Origin of the sequence: Nocardia cyriacigeorgica (assembly GCF_010868145.1) — a bacterium.
Classification (GTDB): domain Bacteria; phylum Actinomycetota; class Actinomycetes; order Mycobacteriales; family Mycobacteriaceae; genus Nocardia; species Nocardia cyriacigeorgica_D.
In genome coordinates, this window is the sequence record NZ_JAAGUY010000039.1 from 7,182 (window position 1) to 33,801 (window position 26,620).

The following is a 26,620-nucleotide window of genomic DNA, read 5'->3' on the forward strand; positions in this document are numbered from 1 at the left end:
CGGTGTGCGGGCGCTGTTCGAGACGCCGACCGTCGCGGGAATCGCGGCACGGGCGGAGAACTCGGCGCCCGCCGACGGTGTGCGGCCGCCGCTGGTGGCACAGCGCCTGCCCGAGCGCGTGCCGCTGTCGCTGGCGCAGCAGCGGATGTGGTTCATCAACCAGTTCGATCCCACGGTGCCGACCTACAACCTGCCGTTCGTGGTGCGGTTGCGCGGCAGGGTGGACGTCGAGGCGTTGCAGACGGCGTTGAACGATGTCGTGGCGCGGCAGGAGTCGCTGCGCACCATCTTCCCGGAGTCCGGCGACGGCGGCTACCAGTTCGTCATTCCGGTCGAGCAGGTCGATCTTGGCATTACGGTCGAGCCGATCGACGAATCCGAATTGCACGGTGTGCTGGCCGGATTCGCTTCCATGGGCTTCGACGTCTCGCGTGAGCTGCCGATCCGGGTGCGCATCTACGAGGTCACCGGTGGCCGTGGTAACGGCACTCCGGAGTACGCGGTGGCGTTCGTGGTGCACCACATCGCCGCCGACGGATTCTCCTTCGGTCCGCTGGCCCGCGACATGGCAGCCGCTTACCTGGCGCGCGCGGAGGGCGAAGAGCCCGGCTGGTCTCCGCTGCCGGTGCAGTATCAGGACTTCAGCATCTGGCAGCGTGAACTGCTCGGCTCGGAATCGGATCCGGAGTCGATGGCCGCGCGCGAGATCGGCTACTGGCAGCGGGCGCTGGCAGGCTTGCCCGATCAGCTGGATCTGCCCGCGGACCGGCAACGTCCGGCGGTGCAGAGTTTCCAGGGCGGCCGGGTCGGCTTCACCATCGACGCCGATATGCATCAGCGCCTGTCCGCCTTGGCTCGCGCGCAGGGTGTCAGCCTCTTCATGGTCATGCACGCTTCGCTGGCGGTGCTGCTGGCGCGGCTGTCGGGGACCAGCGATATCGCCATCGGTACGCCGGTGGCCGGTCGCGGTGAGCAGGCCCTCGACGATCTGATCGGCATGTTCGTCAACACCCTGGTGTTGCGTTCGGAGGTCGACGGCAGCGAGCAGTTCACCGATTTCCTCACCCGTACCCGGGAAACCGATCTTGCGGCGTTCGCCTATGCCGATGTGCCGTTCGAGCGGCTGGTCGAGGTCCTCAATCCGACCCGTTCGCAGGCGCGGCACCCGCTGTTCCAGGTGATGCTGTCGTTCCAGGAGATGTCGCACGCGGCCCTGGAGCTGCCAGGGCTGTCGGTGACGGCCGACGAGCTCGAGGTCGATATCGCCAAGTTCGACCTGCAATGGACGGTCACCGAGGAACGCGGCGGCGACGGCACCCCGGCGGGCATGTCGGCGGTGGTCTCCTACGCCACCGATCTGTTCGATGCCGATACGGTCGACGAGTTCACTCGCCGTTACCTTCGTGTGCTGGAAACCGTTGTCGCCGAACCGACTACGGCCGTTCGCGATATCGAGATCCTCGACAACGCCGAACGCTCCACGGTGCTCGCGGGGTGGAACGACACCACCCACGACGTGCAGGCAGCCACCGTGTTGGACCTGTTCGCCGAGCAGGTCCGCCTGCACGCCGATGAGATCGGTGTGGTCTTCGACGGCGGCGGCAGGCTCGACGGCCTCGACGAAGAGCTGACCTACGCCGAGTTCGCTAGCCGGGTCAACCGCCTGGCCCGCAAGCTCATCGACGCGGGTGTCGGACCGGAATCGCTGGTAGCCGTTGGTATCCGGCGCTCGGTCGATATGCTCGTCGCGCTCTACGCCACCATGACCGCCGGCGGCGGGTACGTGCCGATCGACCCCGACCATCCGGCCGAGCGCACCGAATACGTGCTCGACTCCTCGGCACCGGTGTGCGTGCTGACCACCGTCGCCGACAATGTCACCGCCAGCGATGTGCCGGTGATCTTCCTCGACACCGAGGATCTGAGCGGGTATTCGGACGCCCCGGTCACCGACGCCGATCGCAGGGCACCGCTGCGCCCGGCCAATACCGCCTACGTGCTCTACACCTCCGGTTCGACCGGCCGACCCAAGGGCGTCGCGGTCAGCCACGCTTCGGTGGTCAACCAGATCGCCTGGATCACTGCCGAATACCGCATCGGCCCCGATGATGTGGTGTTGCAGAAGACGCCGGTCACCTTCGACGTGTCGGTTTGGGAGCTGTTCGGATCGCTGGCCGTCGGCGCCCGCATGCTGATCGCGGCACCGGACGGGCATCGCGATCCGCTGTACCTGTCGGAGATCATCGGACGGCATCGGGTCACCATGACCTCGTTCGTGCCGTCGATGCTCTCGGTGTTCACCGGCGCCGCGAACTCGGCCGAATGTGCCTCGCTGCGTGCGGTTCTGGTGGCCGGAGAGGCGCTGCCGCCCGGCACGGTCACCGCATTCCGGCAGTTCTCCACGGCCGCGCTGCACAACCTGTACGGCCCAACCGAGTTCACCGTGCACGCCACCGCGTGGCAGTTGACCGAGGTCGCGCCGAGCGTGGTGCCGATCGGACGTCCGGTGTGGAACGCACGCGCGTACGTGCTGGACGAGGGGCTCTCGCCGGTTCCCGTCGGGGTCCCCGGTGAGCTGTACATGGGTGGTGTGCAGACCGCGCGCGGCTATCACGGCCGCGCCGACCTGTCCGCCGAACGGTTCGTCGCCGACCCGTTCGGCCCGCCGGGATCGCGGCTCTACCGCACCGGTGACCTGGTGCGCTGGACCGAACCGCATGATCCCGAGGTCGGTTCCGCTGGCGTGCTCGAATACATCGGCCGCACCGACTTCCAGGTCAAGTTCCGTGGTCAGCGCATCGAGCTCGGTGAGATCGAGACCGCGCTGCTCGACCATCCCGCCGTCACCCAGGCCGTGGTGCTCGTCCTCGACACCGTCGCGGGTGACCAGCTCGTCGGCTATGTCGTCACCCAGGCGGGCCCGGTCGATATCGACAGCATCAAGGGCGCGCTGCATCGCACGCTGCCCTCGTACATGGTGCCGTCGGCGATCGTGGTGCTGGAAGCGCTTCCGCTCAACCCCTCCGGCAAGCTGGACCGCAAGGCGCTGCCCGCGCCGGTGTTCGAGGTGCGCGAATTCCGTGCTCCGACAACACCGATCGAGGAGATCGTCGCGCAAATCTTCGGTGAGGTCCTCGGCATCACCCGCGTGGGTGTGGACGATGACTTCTTCGAACTCGGCGGCAACTCGCTGATCGCGACCCAGGTCGCCTCCCGCCTCGGCATCGCACTGGACACCAGGGTGCCGGTGCGCATGCTGTTCGAGGCCTCCACCGTCGCGGCGCTGGCCGCTCGGGTGGAATCGCATGCCGGCGACGGCGCCCGCAAGGCGCTGGTGGCTCGAGTGCGCCCGGAAGAGGTGCCGCTGTCGCTGGCGCAGCAGCGGATGTGGTTCCTCAACCGCTTCGACACCGCCTCCGCGGTCAACAACATTCCGGTCGCCATCCGGCTCTCGGGTGATCTGGATGTCGCCGCACTTCAGGTCGCGGTCATCGATGTGATCGACCGGCACGAGTCGCTGCGCACGGTGTTCCCGGAGACGGGTGCCGGACCGGTGCAGGTGGTGCTCGACGCCGCCCAGATCGTGCCCGACCTGACCCCGATCCCGGTCACCGAGCACAACCTGATCGATCATCTGGTCGAACTCGCCTCGATGGCGTTCGACGTGACCAGCGAAGTTCCGCTGCACGCGCGTCTGTTCGAGATCAACGAGACCGAGTACGTGCTCGGCATGGTGGTGCACCACATCTCCGCCGACGGCTGGTCGATGGGGCCGCTGGCCCGCGACGTCATGGTCGCCTACGCCGCGCGCACCTCGTGGGAGGCGCCCGCCTGGTCGGCGCTGCCGGTCCAGTACGCCGACTACGCGCTGTGGCAGCGCGAGGTTCTCGGTTCCGAGGACGACCCGAACTCGTTGATCTCCAACCAGATCCGGCATTGGTCGCGTGAACTCGCCGACCTGCCGGATGAGCTGGTGCTGCCCTCGGATCGTCCGCGTCCCCCGGTGGCGTCCTACCGCGGTGGCACATATCCGTTCGTCATCTCCGGGCAGACCCAGCGGGCGCTGGTCGAATTGGGTCGCAAGCACAATGCGTCGCTGTTCATGGTGATGCATTCGGCGCTGGCCGTGCTGCTGTCGCGGATGTCGGGCACCAGCGATATCGCTATCGGTACCCCGGTCGCCGGTCGTGGTGAGGCGGCGCTGGACGACCTGATCGGCATGTTCGTCAACACCCTCGTGTTGCGCACCGAGGTCGACGGGTCCGCCACTTTCGCCGACTTGCTCGCGCGGGCCCGCGAAACCGACCTGCACGCGTTCGCACACGCCGATGTGCCGTTCGAGCGGCTGGTCGAGGTGCTCAACCCGGCGCGTTCGCAGGCGCGGCATCCGCTGTTCCAGGTGATGCTGACCTTCCAGAACACCAGGCAGGCCAGCCTGGAACTGCCAGGGCTTTCGGTCAACGGCATCGATTACGACGCCAGGCTCGCGAAGTTCGACCTGCAACTGACACTGTCGGAGACCCAGGACGAACTCGGCGAAGCGGCCGGTATGTCGGCCGAGTTCTCCTATGCACTCGACCTGTTCGACGAATCGACCGTCGCCGAATTCGCCCGTCGCCTGGACCGGGTGCTCGCCGCGATCGCCGCCGACCCGACCATCGCCATCGGCGATATCGACCTGCTCGCCGCCGATGAGCGGGCCAATGTGCTCACCGGCTGGAACGACACCGCCTACCCGGTGCCGGACGCCACGCTGGTGTCACTGTTCGAGCAGCAGGCCGCGGCGACGCCCGAGGCCGTGGCATTGATTTTCGGTGACGAGCAGCTCACCTACGCCGAGTTCGCCGGGCGGGTACATCAGCTGGCCCGACGTCTGCTCGCCGACGGCGTCGGCGCGGATTCGCTGGTGGCCCTGGCCATCCGGCGTTCGGTGGATCTGGTCGTCGCCATGTACGCGGTGCTGGAAACGGGTGCGGGCTACGTCCCGATCGATCCCGATCAGCCGGCCGACCGCACCGACTACGTCCTGGACACCGCTCGGCCCGCGGTCATCCTGACCACCACGCGTGATGATTTCACCGCCGCAACGGTGCCGGTGCTCGCGGTCGATTCGCTCGACCTGACCGAGTTCGACACGGCGCCGATCGCCGAGGCCGAACGGGCCGAGCCGATCCGTGGTGCGGCCACCGCCTACGTCATCTTCACCTCAGGCTCCACCGGCCGCCCCAAGGGTGTCGCGGTGAGCCACGCGGCGATCGTCAACCGGTTGCTGTGGATGCAGCACGAGTACCCGATCGACGCCGACGATGCGGTATTGCAGAAGACGCCCGCCACCTTCGACGTGTCGGTGTGGGAGTTCTTCTGGCCCTTGCAGACCGGAGCGCGCCTGGTCGTCGCCAAGCCCGACGGGCATCGCGATCCGGTGTACCTGGCACGCGTCATCGCCGAACAGGGCATCACGACCGCGCACTTCGTGCCGTCGATGCTGTCGGTGTTCGTGGCCACCCTCGGTAACGAGAACGGCGACGCCGCAGCCCTGCCATCGCCGCGGCTGCGGCAGGTGTTCGCCTCCGGTGAAGCGCTGCCCGCGCCGACCGCGGCCCGGCTGCGTGAGCTGACCGGCGCCCGGCTGCACAACCTGTACGGCCCCACCGAAGCCGCTGTCGACGTCACCTACCACGAGGCCACCGACGCGGATGCCGTCTCGGTGCCGATCGGCCGCCCGGTGTGGAACACCCGAGTCTTCGTGCTCGACGCCCGGCTGCGACCGGTCGCCCCTGGTATCGCGGGAGAGCTCTATCTTGCGGGCGATCAGCTGGCGCTCGGCTACCTCGGCCGCGCCGATCTGACCTCTGACCGGTTCGTCGCCAACCCGTACGGGGCGCCTGGTGAGCGCATGTACCGCACGGGTGACCTTGTCACCTGGACTTCCGATGGTGAGCTGGAGTACCTGGGCCGCACCGACTTCCAGGTGAAGCTGCGCGGTCTGCGTATCGAACTCGGTGAGATCGAGGCCGCGCTGCTGGCGCAGCCGGGGATCGCGCAGTCGGTCGTGGTGGTGCGCGCGGACGCGCATGCCGGTGATCAGCTGGTCGGTTACGTGGTCAGAGAACCGGATGCGGTGGTCGATACCGATGCGGTGAAGTCCGCGCTCGGCGCGACACTGCCCGGCTACATGATCCCGGCCGCTCTCGTCGTGCTGAGTACCTTCCCGGTGAACGCCAGCGGCAAGCTGGACCGCAAGGCGCTGCCGTCGCCGGTGTTCGAGGCCAAGAGCTTCCGCGCGCCCTCGACGCCGATCGAGGAGATCGTGGCGGAGATCTTCGCCGATCTGCTCGGCGTTCCCCGCGTCGGCGTCGATGACGATTTCTTCGAACTCGGCGGCAACTCGCTCGTCGCCACCCAGGTGGTGGCCCGGCTCAGCGCCGCGCTGAACACCCAGGTCGGCGTGCGCACCCTGTTCGAGGCACCCACGGTGGGTGCACTGGCCGCGCGCATGGAATCGCATGCGGGTACCGGTGCCAGGCAGGCGCTGACCGAGCAGGTGCGCCCGGAACATCCGCCGCTGTCGCTGGCACAGCAGCGCATGTGGTTCCTCAACCGCTTCGATGCCGACTCGGCCGCCAACAACATTCCGGCGGCGGTGCGGTTGCAGGGCGTGCTCGATGTCGAGGCGCTGCGCGGTGCGGTCTCGGATGTGATCGTGCGCCACGAATCGCTGCGCACCATCTATCCGTCGCACGATGGAATCGCCTACCAGCGGGTCCTGCCCTCGACGCGGGCGATTCCGGACCTGGACGTCATCGCGTTGAGCGAGGACGAGATCGGTTCGGCGCTCTACGAATTCGCGAGTCAGGGCTACGACGTCACCACCGAACTGCCGGTGCGGCTGCGCGTGTTCCAGTTGGGGGCGCAGGACTTCATCCTTGCCGTGGTGGTGCACCATATCGCCGCGGACGGCTTCTCCATGCGCCCGCTCGTCCGCGATCTGATGACCGCCTATGTGGCGAGGACCGCGTCGGTGGAGCCGGGTTGGCCGCAGCTGGCGGTGCAGTACATCGACTTCGCGCTCTGGCAGCGCGAAACCCTCGGCTCCGAAGAGGATCCGACCTCGCTCATCTCCGAGCAGCTCGACTACTGGCGCACGACGCTGGCAGGTCTGCCCGATGAGCTGCGGCTGGCCGGCCGGGCGCGCCCCGCCGTGGCGACCTACGGTGCGGGCACGCACCGGTTCCGGGTGCCCGGCGCGTTGATCGAGGAACTGAACCAGGTCGCGCACGCCAGCGGCACCACGCTGTTCATGGTGGTGCACGGTGCGTTCGCGGCGCTGCTGGCGCGACTGAGCGGCTCCGACGACATCGCCATCGGTATCCCGGTGGCAGGCCGTGGTGAGCAGGCACTCGACGATCTCGTCGGCATGTTCGTCAACACCCTGGTGCTCCGCACCGAAATCGATCCGGCGCAGTCGTTCGGCGAACTGCTCACCCAGGTCCGCGAACGGGATCTGGCGGCCTTCGCGCACGCCGACGTGCCGTTCGAGCGCCTGGTCGAGGTGCTGAACCCGGCGCGTTCGCAGGCTCGCCATCCCCTGTTCCAGGTGATGCTGTCGTTCCAGAACCTGGGACGCACGTCGCTGGAGCTGCCCGGCCTCACCGTGACCGAGCTCGGCATCGACCAGCCGACGGCCAAGTTCGATCTCCAGCTCACGCTGAGCGAGGTGCCCGGCACGGATTCGGAGATGGAAGCCGAACTCGTCTACGCCACCGATCTGTTCGATTCCGGCTACGCGAGCAGCTTCGCCGAGCGGTTCCTGCGGGTGCTGCGTGGGGTGGCAGACGCCCCCGGCTCCGCGGTGGGCGATATCGAGCTGCTCGACTCGATCGAACGCACCCGCGTGCTCGACCGGTGGAACGACACCGAATTCCCCGTCGACGCCGCGCTGACCTCGCCGGTCGGCGATGCCGCTGCCACGCTGGTCTCGCTGTTCGAGGCGCAGGTGGCGCGCACCCCGGACGCGTACGCGGTCACCTTCGAGGGGACAAGTCTGTCCTACGCCGAGTTCGCCGCCCGGGTACACCGGCTGGCGCGCTGGCTCAAGCAGGCCGGTGTTGGCCCGGAATCGTATGTGGCGCTGGGTATGCGGCGCTCCATCGACCTGGTGGTCGGCATGTACGCGGTCAACGTCGCCGGTGGTGCCTACGTGCCGCTGGATCCGGACCATCCGGCCGAGCGCATCGACTACATCCTGGAAACCGCGCGTCCGGTGTGTGTGCTCACCTCCGGCGCCGACCTGGACACCACGCTGTCGCAGCAGGTCCGCATCGACGAGCTGGATCTGTCGGAGTTCTCCGACGAGGTGCTCACCGATATCGACCGGCATCGTCCGCTGCGCCCCGGCAATACCGCCTACGTCATTTTCACCTCGGGTTCGACCGGCCGCCCCAAGGGTGTCGCCGTCAGCCATGCGGCGATCGTGAACCGGCTGGTGTGGATGCACGCCGAATACGGTCTGGCCGCCGACGACGTGGTGGTGCAGAAGACGCCGTCCACCTTCGACGTGTCGGTGTGGGAGTTCTTCTGGCCCTTGCAGGTCGGTGCCCGCCTGGTCGTCGCCAAGCCCGACGGCCATCGAGATCCGGCCTACCTCGCCCAGCTCATGGCCGACGAGCACGTCACCACGGTGCATTTCGTACCGTCGATGCTGTCGGTGTTCGTGAGCTCGATCGCGGGGCCTGCGGCTCCCTCCGTGGTTACACAAGCTGCCTCCTCCGGTCCCGTCGCAGGCGCCGCGGCCGAGCCCTTGGCCGCCGAATACCTGGGCCTGCGCAATGTGTTCGCCTCCGGTGAGGCGCTGCCCGCGGTCACCGCGCGGCGTTTGCGTGAGCTGACCGGCGCCCGGCTGCACAACCTGTACGGCCCGACCGAAGCCGCGGTCGACGTCACCTTCCACGAGGTGACCGACGCCGACACGACCTCGGTGCCGATCGGTGCCCCGGTGTTCAACACGCAGGTGTACGTGCTGGATGCGCGGCTGCGGCCGGTCCCGGCGGGTGTTCCGGGTGAGCTGTATCTGGCGGGCGCCCAGCTCGCGCACGGCTATGTCGGACGGCCGGATCTGACCACGGAGCGCTTCGTGGCCAATCCGTTCACCACCGCTGAGCGGATGTACCGCACCGGTGACCTCGTCGCCTGGACCTCCGACGGTGAGCTGGAGTACCTGGGCCGCACCGACTTCCAGGTGAAGTTGCGTGGCCTGCGTATCGAGCTCGGCGAGATCGAATCCGCGTTGACCGCACTGGAATCGGTCGCACAGGCCGTGGTCGTGGTGCGTGCCGATGAGCACACCGGCGACCAGCTCGTCGCCTATGTGGTCACCGATCCGGACCGTGTCGTCGATATCGACGCGGTGCGCACCGAACTCGGGCAGCAACTGCCCGCCTACATGGTGCCCGCGGCCTATGTGGTGCTCGACGCCTTCCCGCTCAACGCCTCCGGAAAGCTGGACCGCAAGGCGCTGCCGGAACCGACCTTCGCGGCGACCGCGTTCCGCGCGCCGGTGACTCCGGTGCAGGAGATCGTCGCAGGCACCTTCGCCGATGTGCTGGGCGTCGAGCGGGTCGGCCTGGACGACGACTTCTTCGCCCTTGGCGGCAACTCGCTGGTCGCCACTCAGGTCGCGGCACGTCTCGGTGCGGTGCTGGATACCCAGATCCCGGTCCGGGTGCTGTTCGAGGCGCCGACCGTCGCGGCGCTGGCCACGCGGGTGGAGTCCTCCGCAGGCGCGGGCGGCCAGATTCCGCTGGAACCGCGCGAACGCGGCGAACTGGTGCCGCTCTCGCCCGCACAGCAGCGGATGTGGTTCCTCAACCGCTTCGACAACCAGACCGCGGTCAACAACATTCCGGTCGCCATCCGCCTCACCGGCGAGCTCGACCTCACCGCCCTCAACGCCGCTATCGCCGACGTGCTGGCCAGGCACGAGGCGCTGCGCACGGTGTACCCCGAGGTGGAGGGGACCGGCTACCAGCGGGTCCTGCCCGCCGACGAGGTGCGGGTGCGGTTGAGCCCCGAAACGGTCACCGCCGAAGACCTCCCCGGGCGGATCGTCGCGCTGGCGAGCACCTACTTCGATGTGACCGCCGCGATCCCGTTCCGTGCGGCTCTGCTTTCGGTCGATCCGCAGACCCATGTGGTCGTGCTGGTCATGCACCACATCAGCGCCGACGGTTTCTCGCTGCGGCCGCTGCTGCGCGATGTGGTCACCGCCTACGCCGAGCGCACCAGGGGTGAGATCCCCGGTTGGGCGCCGCTCGAGGTGCAGTACGCCGACTACGCGCTGTGGCAGCGCGAGGTGCTGGGCGAGGAAACCGACCCGGAGTCGGTGGCAGCCGCGCAGATCGCCTACTGGACCGAACGGCTGGGTGATCTGCCGGACCAGATCGAGCTGCCAGCCGATCGGCCGCGCCCGGAGATCGCCACCAATGCCGGTGGTACGCACAACTTCTCGATCGACGCACAACTGCGCGGCGAACTGGAGGAGCTGGCCCGCGCCAATGGCGTCACCCTGTTCATGGTGGTGCACGCGGCGTTGGCGACCTGGGCGGCGCGGCTGTCCAACAGCACAGATATCGCCATCGGCACCCCCATCGCCGGACGTGGTGAGCAGGCCCTCGACGATCTGGTCGGCATGTTCGTCAACACCCTGGTGCTGCGCACCGAGGTGGAGTCCTCGGTCCGGTTCGACGCGTTGCTCGAGCGGGTCCGCCGGACCGACCTCGAGGCATTCGCCCATGCCGATGTGCCGTTCGAACGGCTGGTGGACGTCATCAGCCCGGCCCGCTCGCAGGCCCATCACCCGCTGTTCCAGATCGCGCTGACCTTCGAGGCCGCCTCGGCCGCGGATATGGGCACCATTGCGCTGCCCGGTCTCGACCTGGACGTGGTCGACTTCGATCCGGGCACGGCGAAGTTCGACATCCAGCTCACCGTCGGCGAGATCGGCGACGGCGCGCTGTCCCTGTCGTGGAACTACGCCACCGAACTGTTCGATCCGGAGACGGTGTCGTCGTTCGCCGACCGTCTGGTGCGCATTCTGCGTGGTGTCACCGAGGACGCCTCGGTCGCCGTTGGCGATATCGATCTGCTGGGCGAGGCCGAGCGGCTCGATGTGTCGCAGCGGTGGGTGTCGTCGGGCGCCGACCTGCTCGCCACCGAGCGCGCGGGCATCTTCGCCGACTCGGCAGCGACGCTGTCGACGCTGTTCGACGCGGCTGCCGATGCCCATCCGCACCGGATCGCCGCACGGTTCGGCGCCGATACCCTGACCTACGCCGAAATGGATCGGCGCGCGAATGTGCTGGCGCGCAGGCTGATCGCCGACGGCGCAGGCCCGGAGTCGCTGGTCGCGGTGATCCTGCCGCGGTCACTCGACCTGGTGGTCGCACTGCTCGCGGTGGTCAAGACCGGCGCGGGTTATGTGCCCGTCGATCCGGCCTACCCCGCCGACCGCATCGCCTACGTGCTCGCCGATGCCGCGCCGACCAGCGTCATCATCGACTCGACGGTCCAGGTGACGGTGCCGAAGCAGCTGCCGAGAGTGGTGCTCGACGGGTTCGCGGTTGAGGCGGGCAATGTCGAGGACGCCGACGACGGTCCCATCACCGACGCCGACCGGCGGGCCCCGCTGCACCCGGATCACGTCGCCTACGTCATCTACACCTCCGGCTCGACCGGCCGCCCGAAGGGTGTCGCGGTCGCGCACCGGAATGTGGTGCGGCTGTTCGCCAATACTGATCGCGACTTCGGCTTCGGCCCCGACGATGTGTGGACGCTGTTCCACTCCTACGCCTTCGACTTCTCGGTCTGGGAGCTGTGGGGTCCGCTGCTGTTCGGCGGCACCCTGGTGGTCGTCGACTACTACACCTCTCGCTCGCCCGAGCAGTTCCTCGAACTGCTGCGCACCGAGAAGGTCACGGTCCTCAACCAGACACCGTCGGCCTTCTACCAGTTGGCCGAGGCCGATCGGAATGCTCAGGACGCCACACCGCTGTCGCTGCGGTACGTGGTGTTCGGCGGTGAGGCGCTCGAACTGCGCAGGCTCTCCGAGTGGGTGGCGCGACACGGTGCTCCGTCTGATGCCCGCTCCGCGAACGGGGCGCCGGTCCTGGTCAACATGTACGGCATCACCGAGACCACGGTGCACGTGTCCTACCGTGCGCTGGACGCCGCGACTATCGCCGACGCCGCGGGTAGCGTCGTCGGTCGCGCGATCGCCGGTCTGCGGGTGTACGTGCTCGACGACCGGCTGCGCCCGGTGCCGGTCGGGGTCGCGGGCGAAATGTATGTGGCCGGACCACAATTGGCGCGCGGCTACCTCGGGCGGCCGGATCTGTCGGCGGCCCGGTTCGTGGCCAACCCGCTCGGCGATGCCGACGGCGCGGGCGCGCGGCTGTACCGCTCCGGCGACCTGGCGCGCTGGAACCGCTTCGGTGAACTCGAATACCTGGGTCGCGCAGACGATCAGGTGAAGGTGCGCGGCTTCCGCATCGAGCTCGGTGAGATCGAATCCGCCGTGCTGGCCCAGCCGGGTATCGCCCAGGCCGCGGTCATCGTGCGTGAGGATCAGCCGGGCGACCAGCGGATCGTCGCCTACGTGGTGTCGGATCCGGATACCGCGCCGAACCTGGACGAGGTGCGCGACGGCGCGGCCGAACTGCTGCCCGCCTACATGGTGCCCTCCGCGGTGGTGCGGCTGGAATGGATTCCGCTGACCGTCAACGGGAAGCTGGATCGCCGCGCGTTGCCCGCGCCGGCCGTACAGGCGCGTGCCTTCCGCGCCCCGGTCACGCCGGTGCAGGAGACGGTGGCCGCGGTCTTCGCCGAGGTCCTCGACCTGCCGCGAGTCGGCGTCGACGACGACTTCTTCGACCTGGGCGGCAACTCGCTGATCGCCACCCGCGTCGTCTCGCGTATCGGTGCGGCATTGGGCACCACGGTGCCGGTGCGCGCCCTGTTCGAGGCGTCCACGGTGGAATCGCTGGCCGCACGGGTGGAATCGCATACCGGCACCGATGCCAGGACCCGGCTGACGGCGCGTGTGCGCGCCACCGGCGAAACCGTGCCGCTGTCGTTCGCGCAGCAGCGCATGTGGTTCCTGAACAAGTACGACACCACCTCCGCCGCTTACAACCTGCCGATCGCGCTGCGGCTGTCCGGTGCCCTGGACGCCGAGGCGCTGCGGCTCGCGGTGGCCGATGTGGTGCGCAGGCACGAATCGCTGCGCACCCGCTACCCGGAGCACGGCGGCACCCCGGTGCAGGTGATCGTGCCGGCCGAACAGATCAGCTTGGATCTGAGCCCGATCCCGGTCGAGTCCGCTGAGCTGATCGAGGTCGTCACGGCGTTCGTGTCCACCGGATTCGACGTGGCCGAACAGGTTCCGCTGCGTGCCCGGCTGTACCGGGCCGGCGCGGACGAGCATGTGCTCGTCGTTGTGGTGCACCACATCGCCGCCGACGGCTTCTCCATGGGTCCGCTCACCCGCGACGTGATGCTGGCCTACACCGCGCGCACCAAGGACAGCGCTCCCGGCTGGGAGCCCCTGGCCGTGCAGTACGCCGATTTCGCGCTCTGGCAGCGCGAGGTGCTCGGCTCCGAGGACGACACGCAGTCGCTGATGTCGCGTCAGGTCGGCTACTGGCAGCGCGCGCTCGACGGCATTCCCGACGAACTGGCCCTACCGACCGACCGGCCGCGGCCCGCCATCGCCTCGCTGCGCGGCGCCACCGTGCATACCGAGCTGCCCGGCGATCTGGTCGCCGCGCTGGACGAGGTCGCTCGCCGCAGTGGTGCCTCGCTGTTCATGGTCATGCACGGCGCGCTGACGGTGCTGCTGTCACGGCTGTCCGGCAGTGATGACGTCGCGGTCGGCACCCCCATCGCCGGTCGTGGTGAGCAGGCGCTCGACGATCTGGTCGGCATGTTCGTCAACACCCTGGTGCTGCGCACCGGGATCGACCCGGCCGAATCGTTCGCCGACCTGCTCGACCGCGTGCGCCGCACCGACCTTGACGCCTACGGAAACGCTGATGTGCCGTTCGAGCGGCTGGTGGAACTGCTCGCCCCGGAACGCTCACAGGCGCGTAACCCGCTGTTCCAGGTGATGCTCGCCTTCCAGAACCTGGACCGCACCAGCCTCGAACTGCCCGGTCTGTCGGTGTCGGCGCTGGATCTGGAAGAGAACGTCGCTCGGTTCGATCTGCAGTTCACTCTCTCCGATCACGGCGAGCCCGGTTCCGGCATGGCGCTGGCCCTGACCTACGCCACCGAACTGTTCGACGACAACACCGTCACCGAGATCGCCGCCCGCTGGCGGCGGGTGCTCGAGGCCGTCGCCGCCGACGCGTCGATCACCGTCGGCGCCATCGACGTTCTCGACGCCGACGAACGCACCGATCTGGTCAGCCGCACCGGTGCACCGGCTGTCGCGCCGCGCGTGCTGGCCGACCTGCTGGCCGAGGCCGCGGCACGCGACCCGAAGGCGCCCGCGGTGGTGTTCGAGGGGACAACTGTCTCTTACGGCGAGCTCGACGAGCGCTCGAACCGCTTGGCGCGCTTGCTCATTGCCGAGGGGATCGGCGCCGAGGATCTGGTGGCCGTCGGTGTGCCGCGGTCGGCGGATTCGGTGTTCGCGGCCTGGGCGGTCGCCAAGACCGGCGCGGCCTTCGTTCCGGTGGACCCGAACTACCCGGCCGAGCGCATCGCGCATATGGTCACCGACTCCGGTTCGCCGGTCGGCCTCACCGTGGCGTCGGTGCGGGACGGCTTGCCGGAATCGGCGCGCTGGCTGGTGCTCGACGACCTCGATCTGGATGCCGTCGACGGCGGCCCGATCACCGCCGCCGACCGGGTGCGCCCGGTGCGTCCGGAACATCCGGCCTACGTCATCTACACCTCCGGCTCTACCGGCGTCCCCAAGGGCGTCGTGGTCACCCATTCCGGCCTCGCGAACTTCAGCGCGGAGCAGATCGAGCGTTATGCCCTCGACTCCGACTCCCGAGCACTGCATTTCGCTTCGCCCAGCTTCGACGCCTCGATCCTCGAGCTGCTGCTCGCGGTCGGCCCCGGCGGGGCGCTGGTCGTGGTCCCGCCGGGTGTGTACGGCGGCGAGGAGCTGTCGGAACTGATCCGTACCGAGCGCGTCACCCACGCGTTCATCACCCCGGCCGCGCTGGCCACCTTCGATCCGAGCGGCCTGGATACCCTGCGGGTGCTGGTCGCCGGTGGTGAAGCGTGCCCGCCGGAACTGGTGGCCAAGTGGGCGGTGCCGCTGGACGGCGACGCCGGACAGGTCCGTCACTTCCACAACGGCTACGGGCCAACCGAGACCACCATCATGACCAACATCAGCGATCCGCTGGTGCCGGGTGAGACGGTGACCATCGGCGGACCGATCCGCGGCATGCGGTCGCTGATCCTGGACGCCCAGCTCCGGCCGGTGCCGGTGGGTGTCGCGGGTGAGCTGTATCTGTCGGGCGTGCAGTTGGCGCGCGGCTATCACGCGCGCCCTGGGCTTACCGCCGACCGATTCGTTGCCAACCCTTATGGCGACGGCGAGCGGATGTACCGCACCGGTGACGTGGTCCGCTGGACTCGTACCGGCGAGGTGGAGTACGTGGGCCGCTCCGAGTGAAGGTGCGTGGTTTCCGCATCGAACTCGGTGAGATCGACGCTGCGCTGGCCTCGCATGAAACCGTCGACTTCGCCGTGACGGTCGGCCACAAGAATGCTGCGGGTGCGGTCTCGCTGGTGTCGTATGTGGTTGCGGCGCAGGGGCGTTCGATCGATGTCGCGACACTGACCGCGTACGTCGAGGAACGACTGCCCGCCTACATGGTGCCGTCGTCGATCATGGTGATCGACCACGTGCCGCTGACCCCCGTCGGCAAGCTGGACCGCAAGGCGCTGCCGGAGCCGGTCTTCGCGACCGAAGTCGTGTTCCGGGCCGCACGCACGCCGGTCGAGCAGACCATTGCCGAGGTCTTCGCCGAGGTGCTCGGCGTGGAGCGGGTCGGCGTGGACGATTCGTTCTTCGCTCTCGGTGGCGACAGCATCGTCTCCATCCAGCTGGTCTCGCGGGCCAAGGCGCGCGGTGTGGTGTTCACCCCGAGGCACGTCTTCGAACAGCGCACCGTCGCCGGACTGGCCGCGGTCGCCGAGACCACCGACGGCACGGGCACCGCGACGCCCGCACTGGACGAGCTCCCCGGTGGGGGTGTCGGCACCATGCCGCTCACCCCGGTGGTGCGGTTCATGGCGCAGCGGCGCGGCTCCTTCAGCCGGTTCAATCAGACTCTCGCGCTGGAACTTCCGGTCGGCATCGACCGGGCGGGCATCGCGGCCACCGCAGGCGCCGTCATCGACCGCCACGACATGCTGCGCGCGAGCCTGCGTCGCGCCGGCGGTGACTGGATCGTCGAGACCGCGGCGCCCGGCACCGTCGATGTGGCAGCGCTGATCGACCACACCGTGTTCGCCGCCGACGCCGACGATGCGGAACTGTTCGAGATCGCGGCCGACGCGCTCGATGCCTCGCTGAACCGGCTCGACCCGGCCGCCGGTGTCGTCGTCCGATTCGTATGGCTGGAACCCGATCGCACCGACCGCGCCGGACGTCTCATCGTGCTCGCCCACCATCTGGTGGTCGACGGTGTGTCCTGGCGCATCCTGGTGCCCGATTTCGTTGCGGCCTGGGGCCAGCTCACCGCGGGTCAGGAACCCGAGCTGGTGGCGCCCGCGACCTCGATGCGGGCCTGGGCCCACGCGCTCGAGCGGGAGGCGCGCAGCGCGGAGCGGGTCGCTGAACTCGACTACTGGCGTTCGGTGGTCGGAACGGCCGATCCGCTGCTGACCGAACGTCCGATGGACCCGGCGGTCGATATCTCGGGTGTCATCGAGAAGCATCAGGTCGAGGTGCCCGCCGAGGTCACCAAGGCCCTGCTCACCACGGTGCCCGCGCTGTTCCACGGCGGCGTCAACGACGGTCTGCTCACCGCGCTGGCACTGGCCACCGCGGCGTGGCGGTCCCGGCGCGCGAGCGGCGGCCGCGCCGACGACTCGCTGCTGATCCGCCTGGAAGGCCACGGCCGCGAGGAAGACATCGTCGCCGGCGCCGATCTGTCCCGCACGGTCGGCTGGTTCACCACGATCTTCCCGGTGCGCTTCGACCTGCACGGGATCGATATCGATGCCGCGCTGGCCGGTGGGCCGGCCCTCGGTGCGGCGCTCAAGGCGGTCAAGGAGCAACTGCTCGCGGTGCCGGACAAGGGCATCGGTTACGGCCTGCTGCGCTACCTGAACAGCGATACCGCCGCCGAACTGCCGAGCGAGCTGCCCGGCCAGATCAGCTTCAACTACCTGGGCCGGGTGTCCGACGGTGACGTGCCGGAATCGCTGCGCGGTTTCGGCTGGATCCCCGCGCCCGAACTCGGTTCCCTCGGCGGCGCCTACGACGCCGATATGCCCGCGATGGCACCGCTGGACGTCAACGCCATCGTGGTCGGCGACAAGCTGACCGCCAATATCGGCTACCCGTCAACCCTGCTCGACCCCACATCGGTTCGCGAGTTCGCCGACCTCTGGGTCACCGCACTGGAAGCGGTTGCCCGGCATGCCACTTCGACCGGCGCGGGTGGGCACACACCTTCCGACTTCGCGCTGGTGCGCAGCGCGCAGCGCGATATCGACGTGTGGGAACAGCGTTTCCCGGCACTGACCGATGTGTGGCCGCTGTCGGCGCTGCAGTCGGGTCTGCTGTTCCATGCCAGGCTCGCCGCCGATTCGGTAGACGTCTACACCGCGCAGTCGGTGCTGACGCTGACCGGCCGCGTCGACGCCGACCGGCTGCGTTCGGCCGCCCAGGCACTGGTGGACCGCTACGAGAACCTGCGCACCGCGTTCGTCTCCGACCACGACGGCAACCCGGTGCAGGTGGTGCTCGACAGCGTCCGCGTGAACTGGTCCGAACACGACCGCACCGGGACCGGTGACGCCACCGACCTGATCGACGCCGACCGTATGCGCCGCTTCGATCTGGCCGAACCGCCGCTGATCCGGTTCACCCTGATCCAGGTCGCCGACGCTACCGCCGAGGGTGGCGCCCGCTGGCAGTTCGTGGTGTCCAACCATCACATCCTGCTCGACGGTTGGTCGATGCCGCTGCTCATGCGGGATCTGCTGGTGCTGTACGCGGTGCACGGCGATGTGAACGCGCTGCCCGCGGTCCGCTCCTACAAGCACTTCCTGGAATGGGTCGCCCAACAGGATCACACCGCGTCGGTCGCGGCGTGGACCGACGCGCTGCGCGGAATCGGCGAGCCGACCCTGCTCGCCCGCCCGGACGCCGGTCGCGAGATCACCGCGCTGTCGGGTGAGTATCTGTTCGAGCTGGACGAGTCCACCACCGCGCGACTGACCTCGCTTGCCGCCGATCTCGGTGTCACCGCGAATACGGTGTTGCAGGTCGCCTGGGCGATTCTGGTGGGCCGGATGACCGGTCACGACGATGTCCTGTTCGGCACCACCGTGTCCGGCCGCCCGGCGCAACTGTCCGGTGTCGAATCGATGGTCGGCCTGTTCATCAACACCGTGCCGGTGCGGGTGCGTTTCGACGCCGACGAATCGGTGCGTGAACTGCTGACCCGCACTCAGGGTGAGCAGGCAGATCTGCTCGACCACCACTACGTCGGCCTGGCCGAGATCCAGTCCGCCGCCGGAATCGGTGGACTCTTCGACACCCTGGTGGTGTTCGAGTCCTACCCGGTCGACGCCGAGGGCATCCAGGCCCAGGCCGCCGATATCGACGGTATGGCGGTGACCGGCCTGGACGCGGCCGATGCCACCCACTACCCGCTCACGCTCATCGCGCAGCTCGACACAAAGCTGCGCATCCGTGCCGGCTACCTGCGCGACCTGTTCGACGAGCAGACCGTGCGCCGCATCGCCGACCGGCTGCTGCGGGTGCTCGGCACTATCACCACCGAACCCGCTGTGGCTGTTGGCGATATCGAACTGCTCGATGCCGCCGAACGTGAGCTGGTGGTGTCGGGCTGGAACGCCACCGCGCACGAGGTTGACCACGCCGCGACGCTGGTCTCGATGTTCGAGGCGCAGGTCGCCCGCACTCCGGACGCGACTGCTGTCAGCTTCGAGGGGACAAGTCTGTCGTATGCCGAGTTCGCCGGACGGGTGAACACGCTGGCCCGCTGGCTCATCGAACGCGGTGTCGGCGCGGAATCGTATGTGGCGCTTGGTATGCGGCGCTCCATCGACCTGGTGGTCGGCATGTACGCGGTGAGTGTGGCCGGCGGCGCGTATGTGCCGCTCGACCCCGACCATCCGGCCGAGCGCACGGAATACATTCTGGCCACGGCCGATCCGGTGTGTGTGCTGACCTCCGGTGTCGATCTCGAGATCGACACCGCGCAGGTCCGCATCGACCTGCTCGACCTGTCCGGCTACGCCGATGGCCCGGTGACCGATGTCGAGCGGCAGGCGCCGCTGCGGCCGTCGAACACCGCCTACGTCATATTCACGTCGGGTTCGACCGGTCGCCCGAAGGGTGTGGGGGTCTCGCATGCGGCGATCGTGAATCGTCTGGTGTGGATGCAGTCGGCGTACCAGTTGGATGCCACGGATGTGGTGTTGCAGAAGACCCCGGCGACGTTCGATGTGTCGGTGTGGGAGTTCTTCTGGCCGTTGCAGATCGGTGCACGCCTGGTCGTCGCCAAGCCCGACGGTCACCGCGATCCGGCCTACCTGGCCGAGATCATCTCGGCCGAGGGCGTGACCGTCACCCACTTCGTGCCGTCCATGCTCGCGGTCTTCGTGGCAGACGCTGCCGCTGCGGAGTGCGATTCGCTGCGTATGGTGTTCGCCTCCGGTGAGGCGCTCTCGCCCAAGCCCGCGCATCGTTTGCGCGAGCTGACGGGTGCGAGCCTGCACAACCTGTACGGTCCGACCGAAGCCGCGGTCGACGTCACCTTCCATGAGGTCACCGACGCCGACTCCGAGACCGTGCCGATCGGCGCGCCGGTGTACAACACCGAGGTCTACGTGCTGGACGCGCGGCTGCGTCCGGTGCCGGTCGGTGTCGCGGGTGAGCTCTACCTCGCGGGCACCCAGCTGGCGCGCGGCTACGTGGCGCGGCCAGATCTGACCAGCGATCGGTTCGTGGCCAACCCGTTCGGTTCCTCCGAGCGCATGTACCGCACCGGCGACCTCGTCCAATGGGTTCCTGCATCGCGAAGCGATTCGATGAGGGGTGGTGGCCGGGCGACGGGTGGGCCCTCGGACGGTGAGCTGGAGTACCTGGGCCGCACCGACTTCCAGGTGAAGCTGCGCGGTCTGCGCATCGAACTCGGCGAGATCGAGGCCGCGCTCACCGGCCTGGACGAGGTCGCCCAGTCGGTCGTGGTGATCCGCGGCGATCAGCACACCGGTGATCAGCTGGTGGCCTATGTCGTCGCCGCGCGAGCGACGGGCCAGGAGGCGGCAGCGGAGCGTAACCACGGAGGGCACCGGGAGCGCGGCCAATCCAGCACAGCGGTGGCCGGCGTGCCGATCGACACCGAGACCCTGCGCGAGGATCTGGGGCGGCAGCTGCCCGCCTACATGGTTCCGGCCGTGGTGATCGTGCTCGACGAGTTCCCGCTCAATGCCTCCGGCAAGCTGGATCGCAAGGCACTGCCCGCCCCGGTGTTCGAGGCGGCGGTGTTCCGCGCGCCGACCACACCGGTGGAAGAGATCGTGGCCACCACCTTCGCCGATGTTCTCGGACTGGACCGGGTCGGCCTGGACGACGACTTCTTCGCCCTCGGCGGTAACTCGCTGAGCGCCACCCAGGTGGCCGCACGGCTCTCGGCCGCGTTGGATACCGACCTCGGTGTCCGCGAACTGTTCGAGGCGTCCTCGGTCGCCGCACTGGCCGCCCGTGCCGAATCCCGCGCCGGTGCCGGTGCGCGCGCCGCGCTGGTGCCGCAGCAGCGTCCCGCGCTGGTGCCGCTGTCGCTGGCCCAGCAGCGGATGTGGTTCCTCAACCGGTTCGATCCCGAATCCGCCGTGGACAACATCCCGGCGGCCGTGCGGCTGTCGGGCCTGCTTGACCGGCAGGCCTTGCAGATCGCGGTCGCCGATGTGCTGGCCAGGCACGAATCGCTGCGCACCTTCTATCCGGAAGTCGACGGCACCGCACATCAGCAGGCCGTGCCCACCGCGAAGGTGATCCCGGATCTCAGCCCGGTCGATGTCACCGAGGCAGAACTGCCCGCCCGCATCGCGGAGCTGGTGCGCACCGGATTCGACGTCACCACCGAGGTCCCGTTCCGGGCCCGGCTGTTCGAGATCAGCCCGACCGAACACGTGCTCGCCCTTGTCGTGCACCACATTTCGGCGGACGGCTTCTCCATGGGACCGCTGACCCGCGACGTGATGACCGCCTACGGCGCCCGCGTCGAAGGCGGCGAACCGGCCTGGCGTCCCCTCGACGTGCAGTACGCCGACTTCGCACTGTGGCAGCGCGCGGTACTCGGCTCCGAAGACGATCCGGAATCGGTGATCGCCGAGCAGATCGGCTTCTGGTCACAGACCCTCACCGGCTTGCCCGAACAGCTCGATCTGCCCGCCGACCGGCCGCGTCCCGCGGTAGCCTCCGGTCACGGCGCCACCGAGGTGTTCGCGATCGACGCCGAGACCCACGCCAAGCTCACCGAGCTGGCCCGCACCCGTGGCGCGACGCTGTTCATGGTCACCCACGCGGCGCTGGCGGTGCTGTTGTCGCGGATGTCGGGTGAGCCGGATATCGCGATCGGTACCCCGGTCGCAGGCCGTGGTGAGCGCGCGCTCGACGACCTGATCGGCATGTTCGTCAACACCCTTGTGTTGCGGACGCCGATCGACGGCGGCGCCACGTTCACCGATCTGCTGCGCACCGTCCGCACCACCGATATCGCGGCCTTCGGGCACGCCGATCTGCCGTTCGAGCGGTTGGTGGAGATCCTGAACCCGGCGCGTTCGCAGGCGCGGCATCCGCTGTTCCAGGTGATGCTGTCGTTCCAGAACACCGGCCAGAACAGCCTGGAGCTGCCCGGCCTGACGGTCAGCGGTGTCGATCTGCCGATCGACGTCGCCAAGTTCGATCTACAGCTGGTGCTGTCGGAGAACGGTGAGGAAGGCGGCATCACCGCCGAACTGATCTATGCCACCGACCTGTTCGACGCCGCGACCATGGCTGGGTTCGGCCGCCGGTTCAACCGGCTGCTCGCGGCCGTTGTCGCCGAACCGGACCGCGCCCTCGGTGATATCGATCTGCTCGATGCCCGCGAGAACGATCGGGCCCTGCGCGCCTGGAACGAGACCGGCCGTGATCTCGGCGCCCCGACCACGCTGGTGGCCGAGTTCGCCGCACAGGCCGCCGCCACACCGGACGCGATCGCTCTCGTCGATCCGTCCACCGGAACATCGTTGAGCTACGCCGAATTCGGCGATCGGGTGCATCGTCTGGCCCGTCACCTCATCGGTGTTGGTGTCGGCCCGGAGAGCCTGGTCGCGCTCGGGCTGCGCCGGTCGGTCGACCTGGTCGTCGCCATGTACGCGGTGCACGAGGCCGGCGGCGGCTATGTGCCGCTGGACCTGGATCAGCCCGCCGAACGCATCGACTACGTGCTCGAATCCGCGGCACCGGTGTGCGTGATCACCACGGCGCGGGATGGTTTCGACGCCACCGGTCTGTCCACCGTCGTGCTCGACGAGCTTGACCTGTCCGGCTACGACGCCACCCCGGTGACCGATGCGGAACGTCGGGCGCCATTGCGGCCACAGCATCCGGCCTACGTCATCTTCACCTCCGGCTCGACTGGACGCCCGAAGGGTGTTGCGGTGCCGCACGCCGCGGTGGTGAACCAGATCCGCTGGATCACCGGCGAATACGGCATCGGCGCCGACGACGTGGTGCTGTTCAAGACCCCGGCGACCTTCGACGTGTCGGTGTGGGAGCTGTTCGGGCCCCTCGCGACCGGTGGCCGCATGGTGGTCGCGAGCCCGGACGGTCATCGCGATCCGCAGTACCTGGCCGATGTGATCGCCGCCGAGCACGTCACCATGACCTCGTTCGTGCCGTCCATGCTGACGGTCTTCGCGGGCAGCGTCGCCGGCGCCGAACTCGCCTCGCTGCGTGCGCTGTTCATCGCCGGTGAGGCATTCACCAGCGATGCGGTCGAGGCGATCCGCCGGGTCAGCACCGCCGAACTGCACAACCTGTACGGCCCGACCGAGTTCACCGTGCACGCGACGGCCGCCCCGGTCGCCGCCGAGGTCGACGGCGCGGTGCCGATCGGCTTGCCGGTGTGGAACGCACAGGCCTACGTGCTGGACGCGCGCCTGCACCCGGTCGTGCCCGGTGCCGCTGGCGAGCTCTACCTGGCAGGCGATCAGCTGGCGCGCGGCTACTTCGGTCGCGCGGATCTGACCGCGGATCGTTTCGTGGCGAACCCGTTCGGTGACGGCGCTCGCATGTACCGCACCGGTGACCTCGTCACCCGCGGCGCCGACGGTGCCATCACCTACTTGGGCCGCACCGACTTCCAGGTGAAGCTGCGCGGTCTGCGTATCGAGCTCGGTGAGATCGAGAACGCGCTCACCGCATACGAATCGGTGGCGCAGTCGGTGGCGATCGTGCGTTCGGATGCCCGCACCGGCGATCTGCTCGTCGCCTATGTGGTGCCCGCCGGCGGCGCGATCGTCGACGTCGAGGCGTTGCGTGCGCACCTGTCCGGCCGCCTGCCGTCGTATATGGTCCCGGCCGCGATCGTGGTGCTCGACGCGATGCCGCTCAACCCGAACGGCAAGCTGGATCGGCGCGCACTGCCGGAGCCGGAGTTCCAGGCTCGCGAGTTCCGCGCGCCGTCGACGCCGGTGGAGGAGATCGTCGCGGCGACCTTCGCCGAGGTGCTCGGCCTGCCCGGTGAACGCCAGGTCGGCCTGGACGACGACTTCTTCGACCTCGGCGGCAACTCGCTGATCGCCACCCAGGTCGTGGCCCGCCTCGGCGCCGCCCTCGACACCCGCGTCCCGGTCCGTACCCTGTTCGAGGCGCCCTCGGTCGCCGCGCTCGCGGTCAAGCTGGAATCGCATGCGGGCACCGGCCGCAGGCGCGAACTCGTGGCCGGACCGCGTCCGGACGAGGTGCCACTGTCGCTGGCACAGCAGCGCATGTGGTTCCTGAACCGCTTCGACAACCAGACCGCGGTCAACAACATCCCGCTCGCGGTACGACTGACCGGCGCCCTGGACACCGAGGCGCTGGCACGTGCGGTGTCGGATGTGATCGATCGGCACGAGGTGCTGCGGACGGTCTACCCGCAGACCGCCGACGGTCAGGGTGTGCAGGTGGTGCTGCCGACCGGGCAGCATCGCATCGACCTCACGCCGATCGATGTGCCACAGGCCGAGATCGCCGACCGGATCAGCGCACTGGTGCTGACCGGGTTCGACGTCACCGCCGAGGTTCCGGTGCGCGCCGAGCTGTTCCGCGTGGCGGACGGCGACGCGCACGACACCCACGTGCTGGTGTTCGTGGTGCACCACATCTCCGGCGACGGCTGGTCGGTGCGCCCGTTGGCCCGCGACGTGATGGTGGCCTACGCGGCCCGCACCCGCGGTGAAGCGCCGGGCTGGGCGCCGCTGCCGGTGCAGTACGCCGACTTCGCGCTCTGGCAGCGTGACACGTTGGGTTCGGAAGAGGATTCGTCCTCGCTGATCGCCCAGCAGGTGGCCTACTGGTCGGCCACGCTGGCGGGTCTGCCCGATCAACTGGATCTGCCCGCCGATCGGTCCCGGCCGGCGGTGGCCTCCAACCGCGGCGAGGTCTACGAATTCGGTATCGACGCCGAACTCCTGCACGGGCTGAACACGCTCGCCCGCGAGCACGGCGCGAGCCTGTTCATGGTAGTGCACGCGGCGTTCGCGGCACTGCTGTCGCGACTGTCCGGCAGTGACGACATCGCCATCGGCACCGCCGTCGCCGGACGTGGTGAGGCCGCGCTCGACGACGCCATCGGCATGTTCGTCAACACCCTGGTGTTGCGCAGCGAGGTGCGGCAAGACGAGCCGTTCACCGGCCTCCTCGCCCGCACAAGGGAAGCCGATCTCGCGGCCTTCGGGCACGCCGATCTGCCGTTCGAGCGGCTGGTGGAGATCCTGAATCCGGCGCGTTCGCAGGCGCGGCATCCGCTGTTCCAGGTGATGCTGTCGTTCCAGAACACCGGCGAGACCACCTTCGAACTGCCCGGCCTCGAGGTCGCGGGCATGCCGCTGGATGTGGTGACCGCGAAGTTCGATCTGCACCTGAACCTCACCGATGCCGGCGACGGCATGACGGCCGAATTCGCCTACGCCACCGATATGTTCGACCACGACACCGTCGCCTCGCTCGCCGAGCGGCTGCTGCGGGTGCTGCGTTCGGCGGTGACCGATCCGTCCGCCGCCCTCGGTGACACCGAACTGCTGGATTCAGGCGAACGTGACCGGGTGGTCCGGGAGTGGAACGCGACCGAGTTCGATGTGGCCGCTGCCCTGTCGGCGAGCCCGTCCGGTACCGATGCCGCGACGCTGGTGGCGATGTTCGAGGCCAAGGCCGCGCACACGCCCGACGGTCCCGCACTGACCTTCGCGGATACGACGCTGTCGTATGCCCAGTTCAGCGCCAGGGTGAACCGTCTGGCCCGCCACCTGATCTCGCTGGGTGTCGGCCCGGATACCCATGTCGCACTTGGTATGCGGCGCTCGATCGAACTGGTCGTCGGCATGTACGCGGTGACCGTCGCCGGTGGTGCCTACGTGCCACTCGACCCCGATCACCCGGCCGACCGCACCCGCTACGTCCTCGACACCGCCGATCCGGTGTGTGTGCTGACCACCGCCGCCGACGAATTCGACGCGGGCGCGCGGACCGCGCTGGAGATCGAATCCCTCGATCTCTCCGGCTACTCGGCGGCTCCGGTGACCGATGCCGAGCGAACCGCGCCGCTGCTGCCGACCCATACCGCCTACGTCATCTTCACCTCCGGGTCGACCGGTCGGCCGAAGGGTGTGGCGGTCACGCACGGGGCGATCGTCAACCGTCTGGTGTGGATGCAGTCCGCCTATCAGCTCGACGCCACCGATGTGGTCCTGCAGAAGACTCCGGCGACGTTCGATGTATCTGTGTGGGAGTTCTTCTGGCCCTTGCAGGTCGGTGCGCGTCTGGTCGTCGCCAAGCCCGACGGCCACCGCGATCCCGCGTACCTGGTCGAGCTGATCACCGCCGAGCGGGTGACCACCACCCACTTCGTGCCGTCGATGCTGTCTGTCTTCGTCGCCGAGGAACGTGCCCACGAATGCACCAGCCTGCGAAATGTCTTCGCCTCAGGTGAAGCGCTGCCTGCCACCGCCGCGCAGCGGATGCAGGAGCTGACCGGTGCTCGGCTGCACAACCTGTACGGGCCGACGGAGGCCGCGGTCGACGTCACGTTCCATGAGGTGACCGAGGCGGACATGGTGTCGGTGCCGATCGGTGCGCCGGTGTTCA

At 68.7% G+C, this 26,620-nt stretch carries 1 protein-coding gene and 1 pseudogene; both read left to right on the forward strand.

Annotation, left to right across the window (positions count from 1 at the left end):
* Nucleotides 1-145: 145 nt before the first annotated feature.
* Nucleotides 146-17,685: pseudogene (locus GV792_RS30480) on the forward strand (non-ribosomal peptide synthase/polyketide synthase); the annotation flags it as partial.
* A 93-nt stretch (nt 17,686-17,778) separates the two neighbouring features.
* Nucleotides 17,779-26,620 (forward strand): amino acid adenylation domain-containing protein (locus GV792_RS30485; RefSeq protein WP_445738783.1); only part of this gene is annotated, 8,842 nt, incomplete at its 3' end.